Source organism: Streptomyces sp. bgisy159, assembly GCF_965341775.1.
In the GTDB taxonomy this organism is placed as follows: Bacteria; Actinomycetota; Actinomycetes; order Streptomycetales; family Streptomycetaceae; genus Streptomyces.
Genome location: NZ_CBDQZH010000039.1, coordinates 1 through 25630, shown reverse-complemented (window position 1 = coordinate 25630; position 25630 = coordinate 1). Strand labels below are relative to the sequence as shown.

The 25630-nt window shown below is 72.3% G+C and carries 19 protein-coding genes; 17 read left to right on the top strand and 2 right to left on the bottom strand.

The features are described from left to right. Positions 1-333: 333 nt before the first annotated feature. The 10 genes from ACSLTV_RS28320 to ACSLTV_RS28275 all read left to right on the top strand — a co-directional run bounded on the left by ACSLTV_RS28320 (position 334) and on the right by ACSLTV_RS28275 (position 13101). Positions 334-1698, top strand: a complete 1365-nt coding sequence (locus ACSLTV_RS28320; RefSeq protein ID WP_432136231.1) for an ABC transporter substrate-binding protein — start codon at positions 334-336, stop codon at positions 1696-1698. An 84-nt stretch (positions 1699-1782) separates the two neighbouring features. Further along, on the top strand, positions 1783-2730 hold the full coding sequence (locus ACSLTV_RS28315; protein WP_432136230.1) for a carbohydrate ABC transporter permease: 948 nt from the start codon (positions 1783-1785) through the stop codon (positions 2728-2730). Beyond that, complete coding sequence (locus ACSLTV_RS28310; protein WP_435613116.1) at positions 2727-3638, top strand: carbohydrate ABC transporter permease; 912 nt, start codon at positions 2727-2729, stop codon at positions 3636-3638. Before ACSLTV_RS28315 ends, ACSLTV_RS28310 begins: the two co-directional genes overlap by 4 nt. Beyond that, positions 3635-5674 carry a beta-galactosidase gene (locus ACSLTV_RS28305; protein WP_435613115.1) on the top strand — a complete coding sequence of 680 codons (2040 nt, stop codon included), beginning with the start codon at positions 3635-3637 and terminating at the stop codon, positions 5672-5674. Before ACSLTV_RS28310 ends, ACSLTV_RS28305 begins: the two co-directional genes overlap by 4 nt. 4 nt (positions 5675-5678) lie before the next feature. Further along, positions 5679-6455, top strand: coding sequence for a DeoR/GlpR family DNA-binding transcription regulator (locus tag ACSLTV_RS28300; RefSeq protein WP_432136227.1), 777 nt, complete (start codon positions 5679-5681; stop codon positions 6453-6455). A 69-nt stretch (positions 6456-6524) separates the two neighbouring features. Next, positions 6525-8693 (top strand): alpha-galactosidase, encoded by a 2169-nt coding sequence (locus ACSLTV_RS28295; RefSeq protein ID WP_435613114.1) that lies wholly within the window; start codon positions 6525-6527, stop codon positions 8691-8693. 198 nt (positions 8694-8891) lie between these two features. Beyond that, complete coding sequence (locus ACSLTV_RS28290; RefSeq protein WP_432136225.1) at positions 8892-9848, top strand: GlxA family transcriptional regulator; 957 nt, start codon at positions 8892-8894, stop codon at positions 9846-9848. Positions 9849-9962: 114 nt separating this feature from the next. Beyond that, the gene (gene gap / locus ACSLTV_RS28285; RefSeq protein ID WP_432158780.1) at positions 9963-10961 is read left to right on the top strand and encodes a type I glyceraldehyde-3-phosphate dehydrogenase; all 999 of its coding nucleotides are present in this window, start codon (positions 9963-9965) and stop codon (positions 10959-10961) included. Positions 10962-11165: 204 nt separating this feature from the next. Beyond that, entirely contained in the window at positions 11166-12191 is a 1026-nt protein-coding gene (locus tag ACSLTV_RS28280) for a GNAT family N-acetyltransferase (protein WP_435613113.1), read from the top strand. Between the two features lie 223 nt (positions 12192-12414). Continuing rightward, the gene (locus tag ACSLTV_RS28275; RefSeq protein WP_432136222.1) at positions 12415-13101 is read left to right on the top strand and encodes a TetR/AcrR family transcriptional regulator; all 687 of its coding nucleotides are present in this window, start codon (positions 12415-12417) and stop codon (positions 13099-13101) included. A gap of 35 nt (positions 13102-13136) precedes the next feature. On the opposite strand, the gene ACSLTV_RS28270 is transcribed toward ACSLTV_RS28275, so the two are convergent. Then, positions 13137-15020: an ABC transporter ATP-binding protein gene (locus tag ACSLTV_RS28270; protein ID WP_432136221.1), complete on the bottom strand. Its 1884-nt coding sequence runs from the start codon at positions 15018-15020 to the stop codon at positions 13137-13139. Positions 15021-15263: 243 nt separating this feature from the next. Here ACSLTV_RS28270 and ACSLTV_RS28265 point away from each other — a divergent pair, with 243 nt between their 5' ends. The 5 genes from ACSLTV_RS28265 to ACSLTV_RS28245 all read left to right on the top strand — a co-directional run bounded on the left by ACSLTV_RS28265 (position 15264) and on the right by ACSLTV_RS28245 (position 22696). Beyond that, complete coding sequence (locus ACSLTV_RS28265) at positions 15264-16235, top strand: lysylphosphatidylglycerol synthase transmembrane domain-containing protein (RefSeq protein ID WP_435613112.1); 972 nt, start codon at positions 15264-15266, stop codon at positions 16233-16235. Between the two features lie 525 nt (positions 16236-16760). Beyond that, positions 16761-17858 carry a mechanosensitive ion channel family protein gene (locus tag ACSLTV_RS28260; RefSeq protein WP_432136219.1) on the top strand — a complete coding sequence of 366 codons (1098 nt, stop codon included), beginning with the start codon at positions 16761-16763 and terminating at the stop codon, positions 17856-17858. Between the two features lie 307 nt (positions 17859-18165). Beyond that, entirely contained in the window at positions 18166-20385 is a 2220-nt protein-coding gene (locus tag ACSLTV_RS28255) for an NADP-dependent isocitrate dehydrogenase (RefSeq protein ID WP_432158783.1), read from the top strand. Positions 20386-20620: 235 nt separating this feature from the next. After that, positions 20621-21424, top strand: coding sequence for an N-formylglutamate amidohydrolase (locus tag ACSLTV_RS28250; RefSeq protein WP_435613111.1), 804 nt, complete (start codon positions 20621-20623; stop codon positions 21422-21424). A gap of 57 nt (positions 21425-21481) precedes the next feature. After that, complete coding sequence (locus tag ACSLTV_RS28245) at positions 21482-22696, top strand: cytochrome P450 (protein ID WP_435613110.1); 1215 nt, start codon at positions 21482-21484, stop codon at positions 22694-22696. Positions 22697-22823: 127 nt separating this feature from the next. Here the strand turns inward: ACSLTV_RS28245 and ACSLTV_RS28240 are convergent, their stop codons facing one another. After that, positions 22824-23720 carry a PhzF family phenazine biosynthesis isomerase gene (locus ACSLTV_RS28240; protein WP_432136215.1) on the bottom strand — a complete coding sequence of 299 codons (897 nt, stop codon included), beginning with the start codon at positions 23718-23720 and terminating at the stop codon, positions 22824-22826. A gap of 106 nt (positions 23721-23826) precedes the next feature. Here ACSLTV_RS28240 and ACSLTV_RS28235 point away from each other — a divergent pair, with 106 nt between their 5' ends. Together ACSLTV_RS28235 and ACSLTV_RS28230 are read left to right on the top strand one after the other, a co-directional pair. Beyond that, a complete protein-coding gene (locus ACSLTV_RS28235; protein WP_435613109.1) occupies positions 23827-24726 on the top strand; it encodes a LysR family transcriptional regulator in 900 nt (299 codons plus the stop codon). A 280-nt stretch (positions 24727-25006) separates the two neighbouring features. Further along, positions 25007-25579: a dihydrofolate reductase family protein gene (locus ACSLTV_RS28230; protein WP_432136213.1), complete on the top strand. Its 573-nt coding sequence runs from the start codon at positions 25007-25009 to the stop codon at positions 25577-25579. Positions 25580-25630: the final 51 nt, after the last annotated feature.

Below are 25630 nucleotides of genomic sequence, written 5' to 3'. Positions count from 1 at the left end.
TGCGCGTCGGCGCGGGACTCGCCGCCCCCGATTCGCGACGGCATCCCCCCAAGTGGCCTTCGGAATCGGGGACGCGGGGAAATCGATTCGCAGAAGCACATTAACGGAAGTGCCTTCTGACAACGTTCGACAATCCCGTCCCGCAGTCGGCAAGGTCACCGACCCCAGGTCAGCGGGCCGGATACGCAGGCGAACAACGTCGATAACGGTTCGCGTTTGATTCCGTGATTTCCCGGGGGACTGTGTTGACTTTGCCGCCAGCTAACGGTCAGGGTATGCCCACGCCGCCCCTCCGAGGGACGTAGCAGGGCGGCACACACCTGAGGAGACGCCATGTCACTGCGGACGCAACGCCCCACGCTGCGCAGAGCCCTGGTGGCTCTCGCCGTGCTTCCCGTACTCGCCACCGCGGCGGCGTGCGGCGGATCGGACGACGCCGACGCCTCGGGCGAGGCGGCGAAGTGCGAGAAGAGCGAGGGCAAGGTCGAGCTGTCGTACTGGTCGTGGATCCCTGGCGTCGACAAGGCCGTGGCGGAGTGGAACCGCCAGAACCCCGACATCCAGGTGACCGTCAAGTCCACGCCCGCCGGCAATGCCGGCACCTACCAGAACATGTCGAACGCGCTGAAGGCGGGCAACGCTCCCGACCTCGGCCAGATCGAGTACGACTCGCTGGCGAGTTTCCGCCTCCAGGACGGTCTGACCGACATCGCCTCGTGCGCGGGCGTCAAGGAGGCCAAGGCCGACTTCGCCGACTGGACGTGGTCCCAGGTGACCTTCGGTGCCGACGGCAAGGACGGCGTCTGGGCGGTGCCGCAGGACACGGGTCCGATGGCCCTGTTCTACCGCAAGGACCTGTTCGAGAAGTACGGCATAGCCGTGCCGAAGACCTGGGACGAGTACTACGAAGCGGCCAAGAAGCTGAAGAAGGCCGACAGCAAGGCCTATATCACGCATTTCTCACAGACCGACCCGAACTGGTTCACCGGACTGCTGTGGCAGAAGGGCGCGAACATGTTCGCGCAGGACGGTGACACCTGGCGGGTCGACGTCGACAGCCCGGCCGGCCAGGAAGTGGCCGACTACTGGCAGAAGATGATCGACGAGAAGCTGGTCACCACCAACCTCCAGGGCTTCTCACCCGCGCTGTACAAGGCGTGGAACAGCGGCGAGGTCGCGACCTGGGTGAGCGCCGCCTGGGGCTACAGCACCATCCGCGACAACGCCAAGGCCACCGCCGGCAAGTGGGGCGTCGCGCCCATGCCCCAGTGGTCCGCGGGCGAGAACAAGGCCGGAAACTGGGGCGGCTCGACGACTGCGGTGCTCGGCAAGAGCAAGCACCCCTACGAGGCCGCGAAGTTCGCGCTGTGGCTCAACACGGATCCCAAGGCGCTGGAGATCCTCAACCGTGAGGGCGGCCTCTACCCGGCGGCCACCTCCGGTCTGCGGATGAACGCCCTGCAGCAGCCCGTGGCGTTCTACGGCGGCCAGAAAATCTTCGACACCTTCGCCGAGGCCGCCGAGAACGTGAACACGGACTGGACCTTCGGTCCGACGATGACCGACACCTACCGCTTCATGGGGGACGGCATAGCCGGAGCCCTGGGAGGCAAGGGCACGCTGAAGGACGCACTGAAGCAGGCGGACACCAAGACGGTGGACTCCCTGGAGAAGCAGTCCCTCAAGGTCGCCAAGTAACAGCCCGGGGCCGACGGCAGGGCGGGACAGCCCGCCGTCGGCCCCCGCGTCCCTCGCCAAGGAAGCCCAGGAAGTAGCCACGACATGACCGCCGATCAGACAGCGGCGACAGCCGCGCCACCCTCCGCAGCCACCCCGGCACCGATGCCCCGACGCCGCAGGCGCAACTGGGCGCCCGCCGTGTTCCTGCTGCCGTTCTTCGTGCCGTTCGTGCTGTTCACCCTGGTGCCCGTCGGCTACGCGTTCTACCAGAGCCTGCTGCGGACCGAGCGGACCGGAGGCACCTTCGGTCACAAGACGACGGTGTTCGCCGGTCTCGACCAGTACGCCGAGGTTCTCGGCGACGCGGAGTTCCTCGACAGCGTGGGCCGCGTGCTGCTCTTCGGGCTGGTCCAGATCCCGGTGATGCTGCTGCTGGCCCTGGTGCTCGCGCTGCTGCTGGACTCGACCGTGGCCCGGCTCAAGCGGTTCTTCCGGATCGCCTACTTCGTTCCTTACGGCATCCCCGGTGTGATCGCCGCCCTCATGTGGGCCTTCCTCTACGACCCGCGGCTGTCTCCCGTCGTCGAGCTGCTCAACGACGTCGGGGCGGAGCCCGACCTCCTCGGCTCGGGGATGATCCTCTGGTCCATCGGCAACATCGTCACCTGGACGTACACCGGCTACAACATGCTGATCATCTACGCCGCTCTCCAGGCCATCCCCTCCGACATCTACGAGGCGGCCCGGATGGACGGGGCGAGCGAGGCGAAAATCGCGTGGCGGATCAAGGTGCCGATCCTGCGCCCGGCCCTCATCCTGACCGGTGTCTTCTCGATCATCGGCACGCTTCAGCTGTTCACCGAACCTCAGGTGCTGCGCTCCATCTCCACCAGCGTCACCAGCACCTACACGCCGAACCTGACCGCCTACTCGCTCGCCTCGGCGAACAACTACAGCGAGGCCGCGGCCATGTCGGTGACACTGGCCCTGGCCACGTTCGTCCTGTCCTTCGGATTCCTCAAGCTCACGGGTCGAAAGGCTGAATCATGAGCCTCCTCACCGACACCGCCGGCGCCCACGCGCCCCGACAGGCCACGGAGGGGAAGGCCCGAGGCCCCCGGGAGAGCCGCCTCTCGGTCGTCCTCGCGACCACGTTCCTGGCGGTGATCGCCGTCTACATGCTGCTCCCCGTGTTCTGGCTCGTCGTCTCGGCCACCAAGAGCCAGGGCGACCTGGTCGACTCGTTCGGCCTGTGGTTCTCGGACTTCCACCTGATCGACAACCTCAAGGCGCTGTTCGACAAGCAGGACGGGATCTACCTGCCCTGGCTGTTCAACAGCCTCCTCTACGCGGGGGCGGGCGCGGCCGTCGGCACCCTGCTGTCCGCCATGGCCGGCTACGCGCTGGCCAAGTACCGCTTCCGCGGGCGGGAGTTCCTGTTCTCCGTCGTGCTCGGCGGTGTCCTGGTCCCGGCGACGGCGCTCGCCCTGCCGCTGTTCCTGCTGTTCGCCGAGGTCGGCGGCACCAACACGTTCTGGTCGGTCTTCCTGCCCAGCATCGTCAGTCCGTTCGGGGTGTATCTCTCGCGCATCTTCGCCGCCGCGTCCGTGCCCGACGAACTGCTGGAGGCCGCCCGGATCGACGGATCCGGCGAGCTGCGGACCTTCTTCACCATGGCCCTGCGGCTGATGTCGCCCGCCATGGTCACCATCTTCCTGTTCCAGTTCGTCGTCATCTGGAACAACTTCCTGCTGCCGCTGGTGATGCTCCAGGACGACCGTCTCTACCCGGTCACCCTCGGCCTGTTCACCTGGCAGTCCCAGGTCAGCCGCGACCCGTCCCTGCAGATCCTCAGCCTCACCGGCTCGCTGGTCTCGGTCGTACCGATCGTCATCACCTTCCTGGTACTGCAGCGCTACTGGAAGGCCGGCCTCGCGGCGGGAGCGGTGAAGTCGTGAACGACGCGCTCAAGCAGCTCTCCGACCGGCTGGGCGGCATCGCCTACGGCGGGGACTACAACCCCGAGCAGTGGCCGCGCGACGTGTGGGACGAGGACGTCCGCCTCATGCGGGAGGCCGGCGTCAACCTCGTCACCGTCGGTGTCTTCTCGTGGGCGTTCCTCGAACCCCGCCCGGGAGAGTACGAGTTCGGGCTCTTCGACGAGGTCATGGACCTGCTGCACGCCGGCGGCATCGCGGTCGACCTCGCCACCGCCACCGCGTCTCCGCCGCCCTGGTTCTCGTTGCGGCACCCGGAAGCCCTCCCCATGACCGCCGACGGCGTCCGGCTGTGGCACGGCTCACGGCAGACGTTCTGTCCCAGCAGTCCGGCGTACGCGCAAGCCGCTGGGCGACTCGTCGAACGGCTGGTGGACCGCTACCGCGACCATCCCGCGCTCGCGTTGTGGCACCTCCACAACGAGTGGGGCAACCACAACGCGCACTGCTTCTGCGACACCAGCGCGCAGGCGTTCCGGGTCTGGCTCCGGGAGCGCTACGGAGATCTGGACGGACTGAACAGGGCATGGGGCACGGCGTTCTGGAGCCAGCGGTACGGCGACTGGGCGGAGGTGATGCCGCCCCGTGCCACCACCGCCGTCGCCAATCCGACCCAGCGGCTCGACTACTGGCGGTTCTCCTCCGACGCGCTCCTGGCACTGCACCGGCGGGAGGCCGAGATCGTGCGCCGTCTGGCGCCCGGCACCCCGCTCACCACGAACCTGCTGGTGACGCTGGAGAAGAAGGTGGACGGGTTCGCACTCGCCGACGCGTGCGACTTCGTGTCGGTGGACCAGTACCTCACCGCCGCGGACCCGGAGGCACACATCGGTCTGTCCCTCGACGCCGACCTCGCGCGCGGCATGGGGGCGGGCGCACCGTGGCTACTCATGGAGCACTCCACGTCGGCGGTCAACTGGCAGCCCCGCAACATCGCCAAGACGCCGGGACAGATGCGGCGCAACAGCCTCGCGCATCTGGCGCGTGGCGCGGACGGCATCATGTACTTCCAGTGGCGCCAGTCGACGGCCGGCGCCGAGAAGTGGCATTCGGCGATGCTCCCCCACGGCGGCACGGACACCACGACGTGGCGCGAGGTCACCGGCCTCGGCCGGGACCTCGCGGCGCTGGCCGAGGTACGGGGCAGCCGCGTCGAGTCGGACGTGGCCCTCCTCTTCGACTGGAACGCGTGGTGGGCGCTGGAGATGGACGCCACCCCCTCGCGCGACGTGCGCTACCTCGACCTGGTCCGCCACTGGTACGAGGCGCTGTGGTCGCTGGGTATCACCTGCGACCTCGTCCATCCCGGAAGCGAGCTGAGCGGCCGCCGGCTGGTGCTGGTCCCCAGCCTCTGTCTGACGACGGACTCGGACGCGGAATCTCTGGGAACCTTCGTCAGGGACGGCGGGCACGCTGCCGTCGGCTTCTTCAGCGGTGTCACCGACGAGAACGACCATGTCCGGGCCGGCGGGTATCCCGGTGCCTACCGGGACATGCTCGGTGTGCGAGTGGACGGGTTCTTCCCGCTGCGTGAGGCGGAGGCGGTCCGGCTCGGCGACGGCTCGACGGCCACGGTGTGGAGCGAACTCGTCGAACCCCGCGGGGCCGAGACACTCCTGTCGTTCGCCGACGACCCGACGTGCGGCGGTCCCGTCGCCGGACACCCGGCGATCACCCGACACTCCTACGGCGACGGCGTGTCCTGGTACGTGGCGACCCGCCCGGACGCGGACGGCCTGCGCGAGTTCCTGGCCCGGGTCTGCGAGGAGGCCGGGGTCACCGCCGCGGCGGAGGTCCCGGCCGGGGTCGAGGCGGTGCGCAGGCGGGGGCCCGACGCCTCGTACCTGTTCGTGATCAACCACACCGCGCGCGACGTGTCCGTTCCCGCGGCGGGCGTGGACCTGCTGAGCGGTACGGCCGTCGACGGCAAGGCCGAGGTACGCGCGGGCGAGGTCCTGGTGGTCCGGGAACACGCCGGTACGTCGCCGGAGGTATGACGGCGTGCTGGCCAGGCAGAGGCAGGAGAAGATCGCCGAGTTGGTCCGGCAGCACGGCGCGGTGCGGGTGAGCGCGCTCACGGGCCACTTCGACGTGTCCGACGTGACGATCCGCCGAGACCTGGAGGCACTCGCCCGCCAGGGTCACCTGGAGAAGGTCCACGGCGGGGCGACGACACCGGAGTACGGCGGTTCCGTGGAGCCGGAGTTCGCGGAGAAGCAGTCCCGGGAGACCGCGGCCAAGGAGGCGATCGCGGCCGCGGCCGCCCGGCTGGCCGTGCCGGGCGCGGCGGTCGGCCTGACCGCGGGCACCACGACCTGGACCCTCGCCCAGCGGCTCGTCGACGTCCCGGACCTCACCGTCGTGACCAACAGCGTCCAGGTCGCGGAGACTCTGTGCGCCCACCGGAGGACGGAGCAGACGGTCGTCCTCACCGGGGGCGCCCGGACGCCTTCCGACGCCCTGGTGGGTCCGCTCGCCGTCGCCGCGCTGAGCTCCCTCCACGTCGACGTGCTGTTCATGGGCGTGCACGGCATGAGCGCCGCCGCCGGCTTCAGCACGCCGAACCTGGAGGAGGCGATCACGAACCGGGCGATGTGCCGGTCGGCCAGGCGTGTCGCGGTGCTCGCCGACCACACGAAGTGGAACGTGGTCGGACTGGCGCGCATCGCTCCGCTGGAGGCGGCCGACGTTCTGATCACCGACTCCGGAATCGACACCGGGTGCCGGGAGCTGATCGAACGCCGGGTCGGGGAACTGACCGTCGTCGAGCCCGCCTGACCGCCGGCTCCCGGTGAACCGCCGCGCGGAAGATCCACAAGAAGACCGAACGAACGAAGGCCTCTCCACGTGACCACCGACCGTTCTTCCGACCTGCTGCACTTCCGTGCCGCGGGCACCAGCCTCGTCCTGGACTGCACGGGGCCTCGGCTCCCCCGGATCCTGCACTGGGGAGCCGATCTCGGCGACCGGCCGGGCGGAGCCGAGGACAGCGGCGGGGACGGCCTTGCCGCACTCGCCCGGGTGAGCCTCGCCCAACTGGTCACCAGCGTCCCCGACGTGCCGGTGCCCGTGAGCGTGCTGCCCGAGCAGAGCGCCGGCTGGCTGGGCACCCCCGGTCTGTCCGGCCACCGCGAGGGCACCGGCTTCTCTCCCGCGTTCACGGTCCGGGAACTGCACGCCCCGGGCCCTCGGTGCCTGACCGTCACGGCCACCGACGACCCGTCCGGTCTCGCCCTGCGGATCGATCTGGAGCTCACCTCCTCCGGTCTCGTACGGCAGCGGGCCGCACTCACCAACCAGGGCGAACGCCCCTACACGCTCGACGCGCTCCTGCTCACGCTGCCGGTGCCGGCCCACGCCACGGAACTGCTCGACCTCACCGGCCGTCACCTGCGTGAACGGTCGCCGCAGCGGCATGAGTTCACCCTCGGAACGCACCTGCGGGAGAACCGGCGCGGGCGCACCGGCGCCGACGCCGCACTCGTCCACGCGGCGGGCGAGCGCGGCTTCGGTTTCCGCGACGGAGAGGTGTGGGGCCTGCACGTCGCCTGGAGCGGGAACCACCGTACGTTCGCCGAGCGCACCAATTCGGGGGTCTCGCTGCTCGGCGGCGGCGAACTCCTGCTCCCCGGCGAGGTGCGGCTGGAGCCCGGCGCCACCTACGACACCCCCTGGCTGCTCGGCTCGTACGGCCGGGGCCTGGACGCCATGGCGGCGCGCTTCCACACCTTCCTGCGGGACCGCCCGCACCACCCGAAGGGGCCCCGCCCGGTCACCCTCAACACCTGGGAGGCCGTCTACTTCCAGCAGGACCTGGGCAAGCTCACCGCCCTGGCGGACGCGGCGGCGGAGGTCGGGGCGGAGCGCTTCGTCCTCGACGACGGCTGGTTCCGCGGACGCCGCGACGACCGCGCGGGGCTGGGCGACTGGTACGTCGACCCGCAGGTGTGGCCCGCCGGCCTGCACCCGCTCGTCAGCCACGTCCGTTCCCTGGGGCTGCAGTTCGGCCTCTGGGTCGAACCCGAGATGATCAACCTGGACTCGGACCTGGCCCGGGCGCACCCGGACTGGATCCTGTCCGTGGCCGGGCGCCTGCCTCCCGAGGCACGGCACCAGCACGTCCTGGACCTCGGTCGGCCGGACGCCTACGCCTACGTACTGGAGCGGCTGGACGCCCTGGTCACCGAGTACGCGGTCGACTACCTGAAGTGGGACCACAACCGCGACCTGATCGACGCGGGCAGCGGCCCGTACGGCGTCGGCGGCGTGCACGCCCAGACCGCCGCGGTGTACGCGCTGCTCGACGAGGTGCGCCGACGGCACCCGGAGCTGGAGATCGAGTCCTGCTCCTCGGGCGGCGCCCGCGTGGACCTCGGGATCCTCGACCGCACCGACCGGGTCTGGACCAGCGACTGCATCGACGCCCTGGAGCGCCAGCAGATCCAGTGCTGGACGGGGCTCCTGCTCCCCCCGGAGCTGATGGGCGCCCATGTCGGCGCACCCACCTCGCACACCACGGGCCGTACGCACGGCCTCGACTTCCGCGCCGGCACCGCGCTGTTCGGCCACATGGGAATCGAGTGGGACCTCACCCGGGCGACCGCCGGGGAACGCCGCAGGCTGGCCGAATGGATCGCCGCGCACAAGCGGCTGCGGCCGTTGCTGCACAGCGGGTCGGTCGTCCACGCCGACCACCCCGATCCGGCGCTGCTGGTGCACGGCGTCGTCGCGCCCGACCGGTCCCGTGCCGTGTACGCCCTGGTACAGACGGCCACGAGTGTCCAGGCGCCCGCGGGCAGGGTGCGTCTTCCCGGTCTGGCGGAGGACGCCCACTACAGGGTCGCTCCGCTCGCGCCGGGCGACGAGTTCCACGGTCCGACGACGAGCGGGCTGCCGTGGTGGACGCCGGAGGGCGTCGAGTTGTCGGGGCGTGCCCTGGCGGTGCTGGGTGTCCAGGCCCCGACCCTGCACCCGGAGAGCCTGGTACTCGTCGAGGCCCGACGGCTGGGCCGCTGACCGGCCCGCTCTCCGAACACCGGCGATCCCCGGACCGTCCGCGAGCGCCGGGGCTTCGGTCCGGGGTGGACCGGGTACGGCCGCCCGCGAGCTGCCCGGTATTGCGCCGGCCATCCGAAGTGATGGCCGATGCCCGTCCCGGCGCCGTCGGGCGGGCTGTGGACGTGGCGAGGTCACCTCCCCCGTAGCCTCTGTCCCATGCCCGCCTCACGCCTGCATCGTGTCGCCGTCCTCGTGCTCGAAGGTGCGAAGCCGCTCGACGTCGGCATTCCGGCGCAGGTTTTCACCACCCGCGCGAGCATGCCGTACGAAGTGCGGGTGTGCGGGGCGCAGCCGGGTCTCGTGACCGGCGGCGACGGCCTCTCCTACTCCGTCGCCCACGGCCTCGACGCGCTCGCGTGGGCGGACATCGTCTTCGTCCCCGGCTACCGGCACCCGGACCGCGAGGATCCGCCGCGGCCGGTCGTCGACGCGCTGATCGCCGCCCACGCCCGCGGCGCACGCCTCGCCGCCATCTCCACGGGCGCGTTCGCGCTCGCCGCCACGGGCCTGCTCGACGGCAGGCGCGCCACGACGCACTGGCACTACACGCGGCAGCTCATGGCCAGGCATCCGCTCGTGCGGGTGGACGAGAACGTGCTGTTCGTCGACGAGGGCAGCGTGCTCACCTCGGCCGGCGCCGCCTCCGGCATCGACCTGTGCCTGCACATCCTGCGCGGCGACCTCGGGGTGGCCGCGTCCAACCACGCGGCCCGTCGCCTGGTCGCCGCCCCCTACCGCAGCGGGGGCCAGGCCCAGTACGTGCCGCGCAGCGTCCCCGAGCCGCTCGGCGAGCGCTTCGCCGCCACCCGCGAGTGGGCGCTGCACCGGCTCGGTGAGCCCCTCACCCTGGACACGCTGGCGCGGCAGGCCGAGGTGTCGCCGCGCACGTTCTCCCGGCGGTTCGTCGAGGAGACCGGCTACACGCCGATGCAGTGGGTGATGCGTGCCCGCGTCGACGTGGCCCGCGAGCTGCTGGAGCGCTCCGAGCGCAGCGTCGAACAGATCGCGGCCGACGTCGGCCTCGGCACCGGCGCGAACCTGCGGCTGCACTTCCAGCGCATCCTCGGCACCACCCCGAGCGAGTACCGGCGCACGTTCACCCGGGGCGAGTGACGCCCGGGGCGGGACCCGGCGGCTGGCGCGATCCTTTTGAACCGTGGCACTCCCGCCACTGTCGGCGGCGTGCGCCACGGGCGAGCCTGGTGGCGAAGGGAAGGGACACCACTCATGACTCGCATCGCCATCAACGGATTCGGCCGCATCGGGCGCAACGTGCTGCGCGCCCTGCTGGAGCGCGACAGCGCCCTCGAGATCGTCGCGGTCAACGACCTCACCGAGCCCGCCACGCTCGCCCGCCTGCTCGCCTACGACAGCACGGCCGGCCGGCTCGGGCGCCCGGTGTCCGTCGACGGGGACGCCCTCGTCGTCGACGGACACCGGATCACGGTGCTGGCCGAGCGGGAACCGGCGCAGCTGCCGTGGGCCGACCTCGGCGTCGACATCGTGCTGGAGGCCACCGGGCGTTTCACCTCCGCCAAGGCCGCCCGTGCCCATCTCGACGCCGGCGCCAAGAAGGTGCTCGTCAGCGCGCCCTCCGACGGCGCCGACGTCACCCTCGCGTTCGGGGTCAACACCGACGCCTACGACCCGGCCCTGCACACGATCGTGTCGAACGCCTCCTGCACCACCAACGCGCTCGCGCCGCTGGCGGCCGTCCTCGACGAACTCGCCGGGATCGAGCACGGCTTCATGACGACGGTGCACGCCTACACGCAGGAGCAGAACCTGCAGGACGGTCCGCACCGCGACGCCCGTCGCGCCCGGGCCGCCGGTGTCAACATCGTGCCGACCACGACCGGCGCCGCCAAGGCGATCGGCCTGGTGCTGCCGAACCTCGACGGCAAGCTGTCGGGCGACTCGATCCGGGTGCCGGTGCCGGTGGGTTCGATCGTGGAGCTCAACACGGCCGTCGCCCGCGACGTGACGCGCGACGAGGTGCTGGCGGCGTACCGCGCCGCGGCGCAGGGGCCGCTCGCCGGTGTCCTGGAGTACTCGGAGGACCCGCTGGTCTCCTCCGACATCACCGGCAATCCCGCCTCGTCGATCTTCGACTCGGCCCTCACCCGCGTCGACGGCCGCCACATCAAGGTGGTCGCCTGGTACGACAACGAGTGGGGCTTCTCCAACCGCGTGATCGACACGCTGGAACTCCTCGCCGGACGCTGAGCCGCCGCCGGGCGTGCGGCAGGGGTGGTACGCCGCCCGCGCCGCACGCCACCTGACCGTGATCGCGTCACCCGACAGTGACCGCGGCAGCCTGGAGGAGCACACACGGTGGCCGATGCGCGGCACGGTCGGCGATGCGCCAGGTCATCAAGGTCCGTAGGGTGTAAGCCAGTTCGACGACCCCGACCGCAGGAGCCGCCGGCCGTGACCGACCACGTCCGTCTCACCTCTCCGCCCAGCGTCCCGATGGCCGACGCCGCTGCCTGGCACCGCGTCGTCGCCGCCTCGATGGCCCACGATCTCCCCGGGGTCCCCGCACCCGCGCCCGAGCAGATCCAGGCCCAGCTCGCCACGCCCGGCCTGGACAGCCGACGGCTCACCTGGCTGGCCACCGCTTCCGATGACGTCGTGACCGGGGTCGCGGCCCTGCGTCTGTTCAGCTCGCCCGGCCGGGACCACCTGGCCGAACTCCAACTCCACGTCGACCCCGCGCACCGCCTCCGCGGAACCGGCTCCCTGCTCCTGTCGGCGGTCCTGGACGCGTGCCGGGCCGACAACCGGCGCAGCCTGATCACCGAGACGGCCGCCGACAGCCCGGGCGAGGCGTTCTGCGAGCGGTCGGGGTTCTCCCGCGCCCTCACGCTGAACCACCTGGTCCTGAGCCTCGCCGACGTGGACTGGACCGAGGTCGACGAGCTCGCCGACGCCGAGCGCCCGGGGTACCGGCTGGCCGGCTGGACCGGCACCGTCCCCGACGTCCTCGCCGACGCCTTCGCCGCCGCCAAGAACGCGATGAACGACATGCCCGTCGGTGACCTGGACTACGGCACATCGCAGTGGGACGCCGACCGGGTGCGCTCCATGGCCGAGGTGGTGTCCGGGCGGGGGGACACCCTGCTGACCGTCGCGGCGGTCCATGAGGACGGCAGCATGGCCGGTTACACCGAGATCGTGCTGCCCCGGGGCGGAACCGCACGGGCCGAGCAGTACGACACGGCGGTCGTCCCCGCCCACCGCGGCCACGGGCTGGGCCTGTGGGTCAAGGCCGCCATGTTGCGGCGGCTGCGCGCCGAACACCCCGCCGTCACGGCCGTCAGGACCGACAACGCCGAGGACAACGTCCACATGATCGACGTCAACCGTCGGCTGGGCTTCGGCACGGAGCGCCGCACGCACGAGTACCAGCTCGATCTGCCCACCCGGCCGAAGCCGACCCCGCTCACCAGGTGACCCCGCCTGCCCGGGCCACGCCGTCGGCCCGCCCCGCCGGGGCGTTCGCGCCGGTCGGCTCACGCGGCGGGCGGCGGGGGAACCGGCTGCCGGGCGACGTCCTCGGTCGCCGCGTGGACCGCCTGCGGCGGGAAGAGCGACATGACGGAGGCTGCCCGATGACGAACACCGACATTTCCGCTGGAAGCACCGACTGTCACAACCCGGCGATACCATCGGATCCATGGCGTCGAACACCCAGCGGCGGGACATGACCCGGGACCGCATCGTGAAGGCCGCTGCCGGTCTGCTGCGCGAGCAGGGGCCGGCCGCGGTGACCACCCGCCGCGTGGCCCAGGAGGCCGGGCTTCAGCCCCCGGCTCTCTACCGCTTGTTCCAGGACAAGGACGACCTGCTGGACGCCGCGGCGGAGCACGTCTTCGCCGAGCACGTCGCGGGCAAGCAGGCCACCGCGGTCTCGGACGACCCCGTGGCGGACCTGCGCGCCGGGTGGCACGCCCAGATCGACTTCGGCCTGGCCAACCCCTTTGTCTACGGCCTGCTGCTGGACCCGGTCCGAGCCCGCGACACCCCCGCTCAGACCGCGGGGGTGCGGATCCTCGCCGAGCGGGTGCGCAGGGTCGCCGCCGCGGGGCGGCTCACGGTGAGCGAGGAGCGGGCGGTCAACCTGATCCGCGCGGCGGGGGTCGGCACCGTCCACACCCTGCTGACCCTGCCGCCGGAGCGGAACGACCCGGGCCTGGCCGACGCCGCCTTCGACGCGGTGGCGCGCGCCGTCCTCGCGGACGAACCCGCCGTCGCCGTCCAGGACCGGACGGCGGTGGTCGCCGCCTTCCGCACCCTCGTGCCCGACCTGCCCGGGCTCAGCACGACCGAGGCGGCGCTCCTCGACGAGTGGCTGCGCCGCTGACCTGACCGCACCGCCCGGGCCCGGAACCGAAACCGCTACGCCACGGTCTGCACCGTGGTCGGCTCCTCGAACTGGGTGCGGTACAACTCGGCGTAACGGCCCGCGGCGGCGAGAAGCTCGTCGTGCGTGCCCTGTTCGACGATGCGGCCGGCCTCCACGACCAGGATCCGGTCGGCGGCGCGGACCGTGGAGAGCCGGTGGGCGATGACCACGGCCGTACGGCCCGACAGCGCCTCGGTGAGGGCCTCCTGCACCGCGGCCTCGGAGGTGTTGTCGAGGTGCGCGGTCGCCTCGTCGAGGATGACGACCCGCTGGCGGGCGAGCAGCAGCCGCGCGATGGTCATGCGCTGGCGCTCACCGCCGGACAGCCGGTAGCCGCGCTCCCCCACCACCGTGTCCAGACCGTCGGGCAGTGACCGGACCAGCTCGTCGAGGCGGGAGCGGCGCAGCGCGTCCCACAGCTCCTCCTCGTCGGCGCCCGGCCGGGCCAGCAGCAGGTTGGCGCGGACGGTGTCGTGGAAGAGATGGCCGTCCTGGGTGACCATGCCGAGGGTGGCCCGCAGAGAGCGGGAGCCGAGTTCGCGCACGTCCACGCCGCCGATGCGGACGGCACCCGAATCGACGTCGTACAGACGCGGAAGCAACTGGGCGATGGTCGACTTGCCGGCACCGGAGGAGCCCACGAGGGCGATGGTCTGCCCGGGTTCGGCGCGGAAGGACACACCGTGCAGCACGTCCTCGCCGCCGCGGGTGTCGAGGGCGGCGACCTCCTCCAGGGAGGCGAGGGAGACCTTGTCGGCGGACGGGTAGGCGAAGCGGACGTCGTCGAACTCGACGGACACCGGCCCGTCGGGCACCTCCCGGGCGTCCGGACGGTCGTCGATCAGCGGATCCAGGTCTAGCACCTCGAAGACCCGCTCGAAGCTCACCAGCGCGCTCATCACCTCGACGCGCGCTCCGGCGAGCGCCGTCAGCGGCGCGTACAGGCGGGTCAGCAGCAGCGCCAACGCGACCACGGCGCCGGGGTCGAGGGTGCCCTCCAGGGCGAGGTGGCCGCCGAGCCCGTAGACCAGGGCGAGGGCCAGCGCGGAGACCAGGGTGAGGGAGGTGATGAAGACGGACTGTGCGGTCGCGGTGCGGATCCCGATGTCGCGGACGCGCGCCGCGCGCTCGGCGAACTCCGCGGACTCCTCCTCCGGGCGGCCGAAGAGCTTCACCAGAGTCGCCCCGGGCGCGGAGAACCGCTCGGTCATCCGGGTTCCCATCGCGGCGTTGAGGGCGGCCGCCTCCCGCTGCATGGCGGCCATCCGGCGGCCCATGCGGCGGGCGGGCACCACGAACACCGGCAGCAGGACCAGCGCGATCAGCGTGACCTGCCAGGACAGGGTGAGCATGACGACCAGGGTGAGCAGCAGGGTGACGAAGTTGCTCACCACTCCGGACAGGGTGTTGCTGAACGCCCGCTGGGCCCCGATGACGTCGTTGTTGAGCCGGGAGACGAGCGCGCCCGTACGAGTACGTGTGAAGAACGCGACCGGCATGCGCTGCACATGATCGAACACAGCCGTCCGCAGATCGAGGATGAGTCCCTCACCGAGCGTCGCCGACAGCCTCCGGGCGAGGATGCCCAGCCCGGCCTCCAGGACCGCGATGACCGCGATGAGCAGGGCGAGCCCGACGACGGTGCCGTCCTCGCCGTGCGTCACGATCGCGTCGACGACCCGCCCGGCCAGCAGGGGGGTGGCCACGGCGAACAGTGCGGTCACCACCCCGAGCACGACGAAGAGCGCGATCCGGCGGCGGTGCGGGCGGGCGAACGCGGCGATGCGGCGCAGCGTGTCTCGGTCGAAGGGGCGGCGGTCCTGCTGGGCGTTCAGGACGCTGTGCAGCTGCATCCACGCCGTGGTCTCCATGCTCATGGCCGAGAACCTAGAACCTCGACCGGCATTGAGGTCAAGACCGGGCCGCCGGGACGCGGCCCGGTGCCCCGGTCGGCGAGCGGACCGAAGCCCCGATCGGAGCGGGGACCGGCATCCCGATCGGAGCGGGGACCGGCATCCGGACCGGAGCGGGGACCGGCGTCCGGACCGGTGTCCGCGTGTAAGCCGGGGGTCGTGGCGCGGCCATCCCCCGTTGGGGTGGCGCGGGCAGGATCTGCGGACGTGACCGTGGCAGAGCTTCACCAGGGTGTGCCGCGCCGTCCGGGGCGCGTTCCGGTCCGCCGGCTGCTGTGCCTGCTGCCGCCGGCTCTCGTCGGCGTGGTGGCGGTGCGGCATCGGCAGGTGCTCGTCGAGGGGTTCGGGCAGGTGCGGCGGGCCGAGTGGCCGTGGCTGATGGCGGCCGTCGGGGTGACCTGCCTGACCTGGGTGGCCGCCGCCGTCACCCGGCAGGGCGCGGTGGTCTTGCGGCTGCCCCGGCGGCGGTTGCTCGCCACCCAGTTCGCCGCCGGCGCGGCCAACCATCTGATGCCCACCGGGCTCGGCGCGGGCGCCGTCAATCTGCGGTTCATGACGGTGTGCGGCGTGCCGCCGGCCCGCGCGGCGGCGGCGCTCGCGCTGTACCTGCTGGCCGAGGGGGTGGGCCGGGTCGGGCTGCTGGTGATGCTTGCGCTGGCGTTCCCGCAGGCCCTGCGGCTCGGCCCACTGCTGCCGCGGGGGGCGCTCTGGCCGATGCTGGCGGTGCTCGGCGGCGTGCTGCTGGTGGCGGTGGCCGCACTGGTCCTCGTACGGCGGCTGCGCACGATGGTGTCCGCCTTCCTGCGGACGGCGCTCGCCGAGGCGCGCTCGGTGCACACCCTGCCGGGGCGGGCGCTGGCACTGTGGGGCGGGTCCCTGGCGTTCCCGGCGCTGCAGTCGGCCGCGCTGGTGCTGGTGGCGCGGGCGCTCGGGCTGGCGGTGCCGCCCGGGCACGTCATGGTGGCCTATCTCGCGGCGACGGTCGCGGTGGCGCTGGTACCGACCCCGGGCGGCATCGGCTCGGTTGAGGCGGCGCTGGTCGTGGCACTGGTGGCGGCCGGCGGCCCGGTCGCCGCGGCCACGGCGGTGGTGCTCGCCTACCGGATCATCACGGTGTGGCTGCCGTTGGTGCCGGGGGCGCTGACGCTGGGGGCGCTGGTGCGGTGGAAGGTGCTGTGAGAAGCGCGGCCGGGGCGCGCGTCGGGGACGGTTGGCGGGCCGCTCGGGCTCGGGAACGGCAGGCAGGGCAGGCACGGCCAAGTCTCTGACTGGGGCTGGGGCTCGGGTCGGAACTCGGGCACGGGTCGGAACTCGGGCACGGCCTCGGTAGCGATCGCGCGGGCGACCAGAGGCCCCGCTGACGGATGGATCCCCGTCCCCCCGGCCCGGCCGCCCCGGCCCCGAGTGCGGAACGGCTCAGCCCGGATGAGGGGGCCCGGTTACGTCATGCGGCGGCCCGGGTACGCCGACCGCCGTCGGCCCGGCCGGTCATGCGGCTGCACCGGTCCGGGCCGGTCCGCTCCCCGCCGTGCGCGAACTGGCGTTCAGAATGCGGCAAGATGAGCGCTCACGCGGTCGGTGGAGTCGCCCGGCGCGCGTGATCGCACTTCCCGCAAACGAGCAGGTGGACAACGTGACGCGTTCTCACATCCGACCGTCGGCGGCCTCGTCGGCCGTGGAGCGTACCTTCGGAGGTGCCCGGTGATGACCCGCTCGCTGACGGCGCACGACCTCGTCTTCTCCGGTGTGGCCGTGGCCGCCGGGCTCCTCGCGGCGTTCCTGTCCCGCGCATTGCTGCGCTGGCTGGGCAAGCACGCCAAGCGGACCAAGTGGAGCGGCGACGACGTGATCGTGGACGCGCTGCGCACGGTGGTGCCGTGGGCGGCGATCGCGGGCGGGGCGGCGGCCGCGGGCGCGGTGCTGCCGCTGACGCGGGCCGTGCAGCACACCGTGAACCAGTGTCTGACGGTGCTGCTCATCGTCGTCGCGACCATGTCGGCGGCACGGGTGGTCGCCGGGCTGGTGAGCAGTGTCACCCAGTCCCGCTCCGGTGTCGCCGGGTCGGCCACGATCTTCGTGAACATCAGCCGGATCCTGGTACTGGCCATCGGCTTCCTGGTGGTGCTGCAGACGCTCGGGATCTCCATAGCCCCGCTGCTCACCGCCCTCGGCGTCGGCGGTCTGGCGGTGGCCCTCGCGCTGCAGGACACGCTGGCCAATCTCTTCGCCGGTGTCCACATCCTCGCCTCGAAGACGGTCCAGCCCGGTGACTACATCAAGCTGAGCAGTGGCGAGGAGGGCTACGTCGAGGACATCAACTGGCGTCAGACGACCGTGCGGGCGCTGTCCAACAACCTGATCGTGATTCCCAACGGCCAGCTGGCCAAGGCCAACATGACCAACTTCATGCGGCCCGAGCACCAGCTGACGATCCTCGTGCAGGCCGGCGTCGCCTACGACAGCGATCTGGACCGGGTGGAGAAGGTGACCATGGAGGTCGTCTCGGAGGTGATGACCGGGATCACCGGGGCGGTGCCCGACCACGAGCCCGCGGTGCGCTTCCACACCTTCGGTGACTCGCGGATCGGCTTCACCGTGATCCTCGGCGTCGGGGAGTTCAGCGACCAGTACCGGATCAAGCACGAGTTCATCAAGCGGCTGCACCGGCGGTTCCGCGCGGAGGGCATCCGGATCCCGGCGCCCGCCCGCGACGTCAATCTGCTCGGCCCGGGGGCGATCCCGCAGCAGCGTGGCGCGCAGAACGCCGAGCCGGGCGGACTGCCCGTCGTCCGGCTCGACTGACACCTCCCCCGGCTCGGCCGACGCCTCCCCCGCTCGGCCGACGCCTCCCCGGCTCGGCCGACGCCTCCCGGCGCGGCGCACGCGCGTCGCGGCCCTGCCGGCGCGCGTCCCGCCGGCTCGACGGACACACGTACCGGTCCGGCCGGCCTTCTCACGTCCCGACCGGGCGCCGCGCCGGGGAGCCGACCGGCCCGGGCGCCGGTCGCCTCCCCGGGCCGCCGCCGTTGTGGCCACCCCTGTCGAGCCGGACCCGCTCACGAGATATCTTGATGTCGAGCAATGTTGCAGACGTGGAGCGGAGCACCCGGTGACTGACTCGACCATCATCTATACGCACACTGACGAGGCCCCGGCCCTGGCGACGTATTCCTTCCTGCCGGTGGTCCAGGCTTACGCCTCGCAGGCGGGTGTCACTGTGGAGACCCGTGACATCTCCCTGGCCGGACGCATCATCGCGGTGTTCCCGGAGTACCTCACCGAGGACCAGCGCATCCCGGACGCCCTGTCCGAGCTGGGCGAGCTGGCCAAGACGCCGGCGGCCAACATCATCAAGCTGCCGAACATCTCGGCGTCGATCCCGCAGCTCAAGGCCGCGGTCGCCGAGCTGCAGGCGCAGGGCTACGCGCTGCCGAACTACCCGGACGACCCCAAGACCGACGAGGAGCGGGAGATCAAGGCCCGCTACGACAAGATCAAGGGCTCCGCCGTGAACCCGGTCCTGCGCGAGGGCAACTCCGACCGCCGTGCCCCGGCCTCGGTGAAGAACTACGCCAAGACCCACCCGCACCGCATGGGCGCCTGGACCCCCGAGTCCCGGACCAACGTGGCGACCATGGGCGAGAACGACTTCCGGTCCACCGAGAAGTCCGCCGTCGTCGCCGAGGACGGCACGCTGCGGATCGAGCTGGCGGCCGAGGACGGCACCACCACGGTGCTGCGCGAGTCCGTACCGGTCCTCGCCGGTGAGGTCGTCGACGCCTCCGTGATGCGCGTCGCCGAGCTGCGCGAGTTCCTCACCGCCCAGGTCGCCCGCGCCAAGGCCGAGGGCGTGCTGTTCTCGGTGCACCTGAAGGCCACCATGATGAAGGTCTCCGACCCGATCATCTTCGGCCACGTCGTCCGCGCCTTCTTCCCGAAGACGTTCGAGCGGTACGGCGCCGCGCTGGCCGCCGCCGGGCTCTCCCCGAACGACGGCCTCGGCGGCATCCTCAAGGGGCTTCAGGCGCTGCCCGAGGGCGACGCGATCAAGGCGTCCTTCGAGGCGGAGATCGCCGAGGGCCCGGCCCTGGCGATGGTCGACTCCGACAAGGGCATCACCAACCTGCACGTCCCCTCGGACGTGATCGTCGACGCCTCCATGCCGGCCATGATCCGCACCTCCGGCCACATGTGGGGCCCGGACGGCCAGGAGGCCGACACCCTCGCGGTCCTGCCGGACTCCTCGTACTCCGGCGTCTACCAGGCCGTGATCGACGACTGCCGCGCCAACGGCGCCTACGACCCGGCCACCATGGGCTCCGTCCCGAACGTCGGCCTGATGGCGCAGAAGGCCGAGGAGTACGGCTCGCACGACAAGACCTTCGAGATCCCGGCGGCGGGCACCGTCCGCCTGGTCGACCAGGCCGGCAACGTGGTCCTGGAGCAGCCGGTCGCCGCGGGCGACATCTTCCGCGCCTGCCAGACCAAGGACGCGCCGATCAGGGACTGGGTGAAGCTGGCCGTCACCCGCGCCCGCGCCACGGGCGACCCGGCCGTCTTCTGGCTGGACGAGACCCGCGCCCACGACGCGCGGCTGATCGAGAAGGTCGAGGCGTACCTGCCGGAGCACGACACCGAGGGTCTGGACATCCGGATCCTGGCGCCGGTCGAGGCCACCAAGCTGTCGATCGAGCGCATCCGCCGCGGCGAGAACACCATCTCCGTCACCGGCAACGTGCTGCGCGACTACCTGACCGACCTGTTCCCCATCCTGGAGCTGGGCACCAGCGCCAAGATGCTGTCGGTCGTCCCGCTGATGGCGGGCGGCGGCCTGTTCGAGACGGGCGCCGGCGGCTCCGCGCCGAAGCACGTCCAGCAGCTGGTCAAGGAGAACTACCTGCGCTGGGACTCCCTCGGTGAGTTCTTCGCCCTGGTGCCCTCCCTGGAGCAGTGCGCCACCGCCACCGGGAACGCCCGCGCCAAGGTGCTGGCCGACGCCCTCGACCGCGCCACGGCGACCTTCCTCAACGAGGACAAGTCCCCGACCCGTCGCGTCGGCGGCATCGACAACCGCGGCAGCCACTTCTACCTGTCCCTGTACTGGGCTCAGGAGCTGGCGCGGCAGACGGAGGACGCCGAGCTCGCCAAGGCGTTCGCGCCGCTCGCCGAGACGCTCGCCGCGAACGAGCAGAAGATCGTCGACGAGCTGAACGCGGTCCAGGGCCGGCCGGCCGAGATCGGCGGCTACTACCAGCCCGACCCGGCCAAGGCCGCCGCGGTGATGCGTCCGTCGGCGACCTGGAACGAGGCGCTGGCGTCGCTGAGCTGACCTCGTAACGCCCCGCCGCCGCGCCCCGCCCGGGACCGTCCCCGGGCGGGGCGCGGTCATGCCGCCCGTGCGCACCGCGGTGACTTAGGTGACCGCGGGGACTCCGGCCCGCGGCTGGTCCGGCGACCGGGCCCGTGCACCCGTTGTCAGACCCGTATGGCACCTTGATCCTTCCGGCGCCGGTTTCCGGGCGCCGGTCCCGCCGTACGTCGTCGAACCGCCCCGGAGCCGCCCAGTGTCCCGTCCCGCGCCGCCCCTGACTTGCGAACTGCTGCCGGGTGCCGACGACTCCCCCGTGATCCTGCACGTGCCGCACTCCGCCCGGGAGATCCCGGCCGGTGTGCGGGCCGGGATCCTGCTGGACGACGGGGAGCTGGAGCGGGAACTGGACCTCATCACCGACGCGCACACCGCGGAGCTGGCCGAGGAGGCCGCCCGGCTGGCCGCCGTGACGCCGTGGCGGTTCGTGAACCGGCTGTCGCGGCTGGTGGTGGATCCGGAGCGGTTCCCGGACGAACGGGAGGAGATGCGCGCCGTCGGGATGGGGGCCGTGTACACACGGACCACGCACCAGGAGGTGCTGCGGGCCGGGGACGGTGATCCCGAGCCGCTGGTCGAGCGGTACTTCCGGCCGTACGCGCGGGCGATGACGCGGGCCGTCGCCGGGCGGCTGGCGGCCACCGGCCGGGCCGTGATCGTCGACGTGCACTCCTACCCGGCCGTCCGGCTGCCCTACGAGCTGCACGGCGACGGCCCGCGCCCGCCGGTCTGCCTGGGCACCGACTCCTTCCACACCCCGCCCTGGCTGGCGGCGGCGGCCCGGGAGGCGTTCGCGGAGTGCGGGGGAACCGGCTTCGACAGCCCGTTCGCCGGTACGTACGTGCCGCTGGAGTTCTACGGGACCGTGCCCCGGGTGAGTGCGCTGATGGTCGAGATCCGCCGGGACACGTACATGAGCGAGCCGGGCGGTCCCGCCGGGCCGGGGTTGTCCCGGCTCGCCTCGGCGCTGGCGCGGCTCGTCGACGCGCTGCCCGGGTGACCTCCGGCTGGAGCACTCCGGGGCGACAGCCGGGCGGACGGCGGTCAGGGTGGGGGCATGACAGAGGAGACCACCACGCTCACCGAACCCCCGGTGAGGGACTGGCCGACGCCGGATCTGGACGGCACCGACTTCGACCCGGTGCTCGCCGACCTGATGCGCGAGGGGCCGCTCACCCGGATCCGGCTGCCGCACGGCGAGGGCTGGGCGTGGCTGGCCACCCGGTACGAGGACGTCCGGACCGTCACCAACGACCCTCGGTTCAGCCGGGCCGAGGTGACCAGGCGCCAGGTCACGCGGATGGCGCCGCACTTCAAGCCGATGCCGGGCTCGCTGGCGTGGGCCGACCAGCCGGACCACAACCGGCTGCGCAAGGTGGTCGCGAGCGCGTTCACCGTCAGCGCGATGAAGCGGCTGCGGCCCCGGGCCCAGAGGATCCTCGACGGGCTGCTGGACGGCGTCGTGGCGGACGGGCCGCCCGCGGACCTGGTGGAACGGGTGCTGGAGCCGTTTCCGCCGGCCGTGGTCAGCGAGGTGATGGGGGTACCGGCGGACCAGCGGGAGCGGGTGCACTCCTGGACCCGGCAGATCATCTCCACGTCCGGTGGCGCCGAGGCGGCCGAGCGGGCCAAGAAGGGCCTCTACGGGTGGATCACCGAGACGGTACGGGCGCGCTCCGACGGCCGCGGCGAGGACGTCTACGCCATGCTGGGGGCCGCCGTGGCGCGCGGCGAGGTGGGCGAGGAGGAGGCGATCGGGCTCGCCGGGCCGCTGCAGATCGGCGGCGAGGCCGTCACCCACAACTGCGGGCAGATCCTGTACCTCCTGCTCACCCGGCCGGAGTTGATGACGCGCGTGCGGGAGCGGCCGGCGGAGCGCGGGCCGGTCCTCGACGAGCTGCTGCGTTTCGTTCCGCACCGCAGCAGCGTGGGCCTCGCCCGGATCGCCCTGGAGGACGTCGAGCTGTCCGGGCAGCGGATCTCCGCGGGAGAGCCGGTGTACGTGTCGTACCTGGCCGCCAACCGCGACCCGGAGGTGTTCCCGGACCCGGGCGCCATCGACCCCGACCGGGACCCCAACCCGCATCTGGCGTTCGGGAACGGGCCGCACCACTGCACGGGCGCGGTGCTGGCCCGGACGCAGATCGAGCTGCTGGTCGACACGGTGCTGGAGCGGCTGCCGGACCTGCGGCTGGCGGTCCCCGCCGAGGAGGTGGCCTGGCGCCGCAAGACGATGATCCGGGGGCCGCGGACCCTGCCGTGCACCTGGTGAGCGCTTCTGGTTCGTGCGCTCGGGGCTGCCTCGCGCCGGCCAGGGGCGCGGGCATCCCCCGGGCGCCGGGCCCGGGGTGTGGGCGCCGAGTTCCAGGCGCGTAGGCGCCGGACTCCGGGGCGTGGGCTCACTCGGCCGCAGCGATGGCGCGGCCGCGGCCGGTGACACGGACGCGCGGGTCCGACGGGTCGACGTCCACGAGGAGTTCGCTCGGCCGGCCCATGTCCTCGCCCTGCCGCACGGTGACCGTCACCGGCTCCCGCACCAGGCCGAGGGCGCGCAGATAGCCGCCGAGGGCGACCGCGGCCGCGCCCGTCGCCGGGTCCTCCACCACGCCGCCGACCGGGAACGGGTCCCGGGCGTGGAACAAGACGTCGGACGCGCGCCGGACCAGTTGCAGGGTCGTCCAGCCGTGGCGGCGCATCACGTCGGCGAGGGTGTCGAAGTCGTAGTCCAGCTCGGCCAGCCGGGCGCGGGAGGCGGCGGCCAGGACCAGGTGGTCGTTGCCCCCGAAGGCGACGTGGGGCGGCAGCTCCGGGTCCAGGTCGTCGCCGCTCCAGCCGAGGGCGGCCAGCGCGGCGTCCAGCTCCCGCGGGGTGGCCGGCCGGGAGCGGGTGGGCACGCTGGTCAGGGTGGCCCGGACGTCGCCGTCGGCGCCGGTGGTCGTCGTCACCGGGATCTCGCCCACCGGTGTGTCGAAGACGAACGCGCCCGGCCCGATCCGCTCCGCGAGGGCCACCGCCGTGGCCACGGTGGCGTGCCCGCAGAAGGGGACCTCGGCCAGCGGGCTGAAGTAGCGGAGGCGGAAGCGGCCCCGGGCGTCGTCCCGGGCCGTGACGAACGCCGTCTCCGAGTAGCCGAGGTCGGCGGCGACGGCGAGCATCGCCGCGTCGTCGAGACCGGCGGCGTCGAGGACCACGCCGGCCGGGTTCCCGCCGGCCGCCGTGGCGGGGACCGACGGATCGGCGGGGTCGGGGGTGAAGGCGGCGTAGCGGAGGATGTCGCGGCTGGTGTCGATGCTCATGCTCTTACGCTGCCACGCGCGAGCCATGCAGGGAAATGATGATCGATGAAGGTTCCCATCGGGATACTCGATGGCACTGCGGGGTGGCAGGACCTAGGGTCGCGGTGTGGACACCCGACTCCTGTGCACCTTCGCCACCCTCGCCCGCACCGGCAACTTCACCGCCACGGCCGCCGAGCTGCACCTCGCCCAGTCGACCGTCACCGTCCACATCCGGGCGCTGGAGAAGGAGCTGGGGGCGCGGCTGTTCGACCGGCTGCCGCGCGGCGCGGTGCTCACCGACACCGGCCGGCGGCTGCTCGCGGACGCCGAGGCCGTCCTGGAGGCGGAGGCGAGGCTGCGCGCCACCGCGGCGGCGCACGACGGCGGGCCGGTGACCGGCCGGGTGGTGCTCGGCGCGGGCGAGACGCTGTGCGCGGCCCGGCTGCCGGGGGTGGTCGCCGCGCTGAGCCGCGCCCAGCCCGAGCTGGAGATCGAGCTGCATCCCACGGGCACGGCGGACGCCGTCGACGGGCTGCGTGCCGGCCGGCTGGACCTCGCGCTGCTGCTGGAGGAACGGGCCGAGTACGCGGATCTCAGCGCCGAGCGGTTGGGTACCGAGCCGCTGGCCCTGGTCGCCGCCCCGGGGCACCCGCTGGCCTCGGCGGACGGCCCGCCCGCCGACTGGGCGGACCTCGCCCGGCAACACTTCTTCCTGCACGAACAGGGCTGTTCCTACAGCGACCGGCTGGCCCGGGACCTCCTCGCGGTGGCCGGCGCACGGCCCCGGCTGACCCGGTTCGGCAGCATCGAGGCGGCCCGCTCCTGCGTGACGGCCGGCCTCGGACTGACCCTGCTGCCCCGCGTCACCGTGGTGGAAGCACTGGGCGCGGGCCGGCTGGCCGAGGTGCCGGGTCCGGCCTTCCCCGACGTACCGGTGCAGCTCGTTCGGGCGCGCAGGAGGTGGCGGTCGCCCGCGGTCCGAGCCGTGACGGCGGAACTGGTGCGGCAGTTCGCCGCCGCCTGACCGGGTTACGGCGGTCGGCGGGGTCCGGGCCGAGGCCGGCGACGGCGTCGCCCCCGGCTCACTGGCGACCAGGCCCGGCGGCCTTCCCGGCGGTAGGGCCGCGCCGTCGAGTCGGGGACCCGGTGGAGGTGATCGCGGTCCAGCGACCACCGCCCCCTCATCGTCGAGCCCGACTAAAGTATGGTGTGTGGACGGCGCGTTGATGACAAAGGGCGCGCGGGAGAGGATCTCCTCACAGACAGCCGCACAACCCGCTGCGAACACAAGGGGATCACCACCGATGCGCACCCTGATCAGCACCGCGTTCATCTCGCTCGACGGCGTCGTGGAGGCCCCGGGCGGCGAGCCCGGCTACCGGAACGCGGGCTGGACCTTCAAGGACATCGAGTTCCTGCCCGAGGCGTTCGAGATCAAGGGCCGGGAACAGCAGGAGGCCACCGCGATGCTGCTGGGCCGGGCCAGCTACGAGGCGTTCAGCCCCGTGTGGCCGGACATGGCGGACTTCGCCGACTACAAGGTGATGCCGAAGTACGTCGTCTCCACCACCCTGACCGAGGGCGACCTGGTGTCGAACTGGGGGGACACCACGATCCTGCGCTCACTCGACGAGGTCGCCGCGCTCAAGGAGGGCGAGGGCGGTCCCGTCATCGTCCACGGCAGCGCGTCGCTGAACCGGAGCCTCTCCGACGCCGGCCTGATCGACCGTTACCACCTGCTGGTCTTCCCGCTGCTGCTCGGCGCCGGCAAGCGCCTGTTCAGCGACGCGGACATGGACACCCGGAAGCTGCGGCTCGTCGAGCACGAGGCGTACGCCAACGGCATCCAGAAGAACGTCTTCGACGTCGTCCGGTGACCGCCGCTTCGGCGCGCCCGGCCCCCGCCCCGGCCGCGCCGAAGAGGCCGG

What these genes read in the sequence shown, in the direction of transcription:
- ACSLTV_RS28320 (WP_432136231.1), top strand. Translation starts at nt 334, where the DNA reads ATGTCACTGCGGACGCAACGCCCCACGCTGCGCAGAGCCCTGGTGGCT.
- ACSLTV_RS28315 (WP_432136230.1), top strand. Translation starts at nt 1,783, where the DNA reads ATGACCGCCGATCAGACAGCGGCGACAGCCGCGCCACCCTCCGCAGCC.
- ACSLTV_RS28310 (WP_435613116.1), top strand. Translation starts at nt 2,727, where the DNA reads ATGAGCCTCCTCACCGACACCGCCGGCGCCCACGCGCCCCGACAGGCC.
- ACSLTV_RS28290 (WP_432136225.1), top strand. Translation starts at nt 8,892, where the DNA reads ATGCCCGCCTCACGCCTGCATCGTGTCGCCGTCCTCGTGCTCGAAGGT.
- gap (WP_432158780.1), top strand. Translation starts at nt 9,963, where the DNA reads ATGACTCGCATCGCCATCAACGGATTCGGCCGCATCGGGCGCAACGTG.
- ACSLTV_RS28275 (WP_432136222.1), top strand. Translation starts at nt 12,415, where the DNA reads ATGGCGTCGAACACCCAGCGGCGGGACATGACCCGGGACCGCATCGTG.
- ACSLTV_RS28270 (WP_432136221.1), bottom strand. Translation starts at nt 15,020, where the DNA reads ATGAGCATGGAGACCACGGCGTGGATGCAGCTGCACAGCGTCCTGAAC.
- ACSLTV_RS28260 (WP_432136219.1), top strand. Translation starts at nt 16,761, where the DNA reads ATGACCCGCTCGCTGACGGCGCACGACCTCGTCTTCTCCGGTGTGGCC.
- ACSLTV_RS28245 (WP_435613110.1), top strand. Translation starts at nt 21,482, where the DNA reads ATGACAGAGGAGACCACCACGCTCACCGAACCCCCGGTGAGGGACTGG.
- ACSLTV_RS28240 (WP_432136215.1), bottom strand. Translation starts at nt 23,720, where the DNA reads ATGAGCATCGACACCAGCCGCGACATCCTCCGCTACGCCGCCTTCACC.
- ACSLTV_RS28230 (WP_432136213.1), top strand. Translation starts at nt 25,007, where the DNA reads ATGCGCACCCTGATCAGCACCGCGTTCATCTCGCTCGACGGCGTCGTG.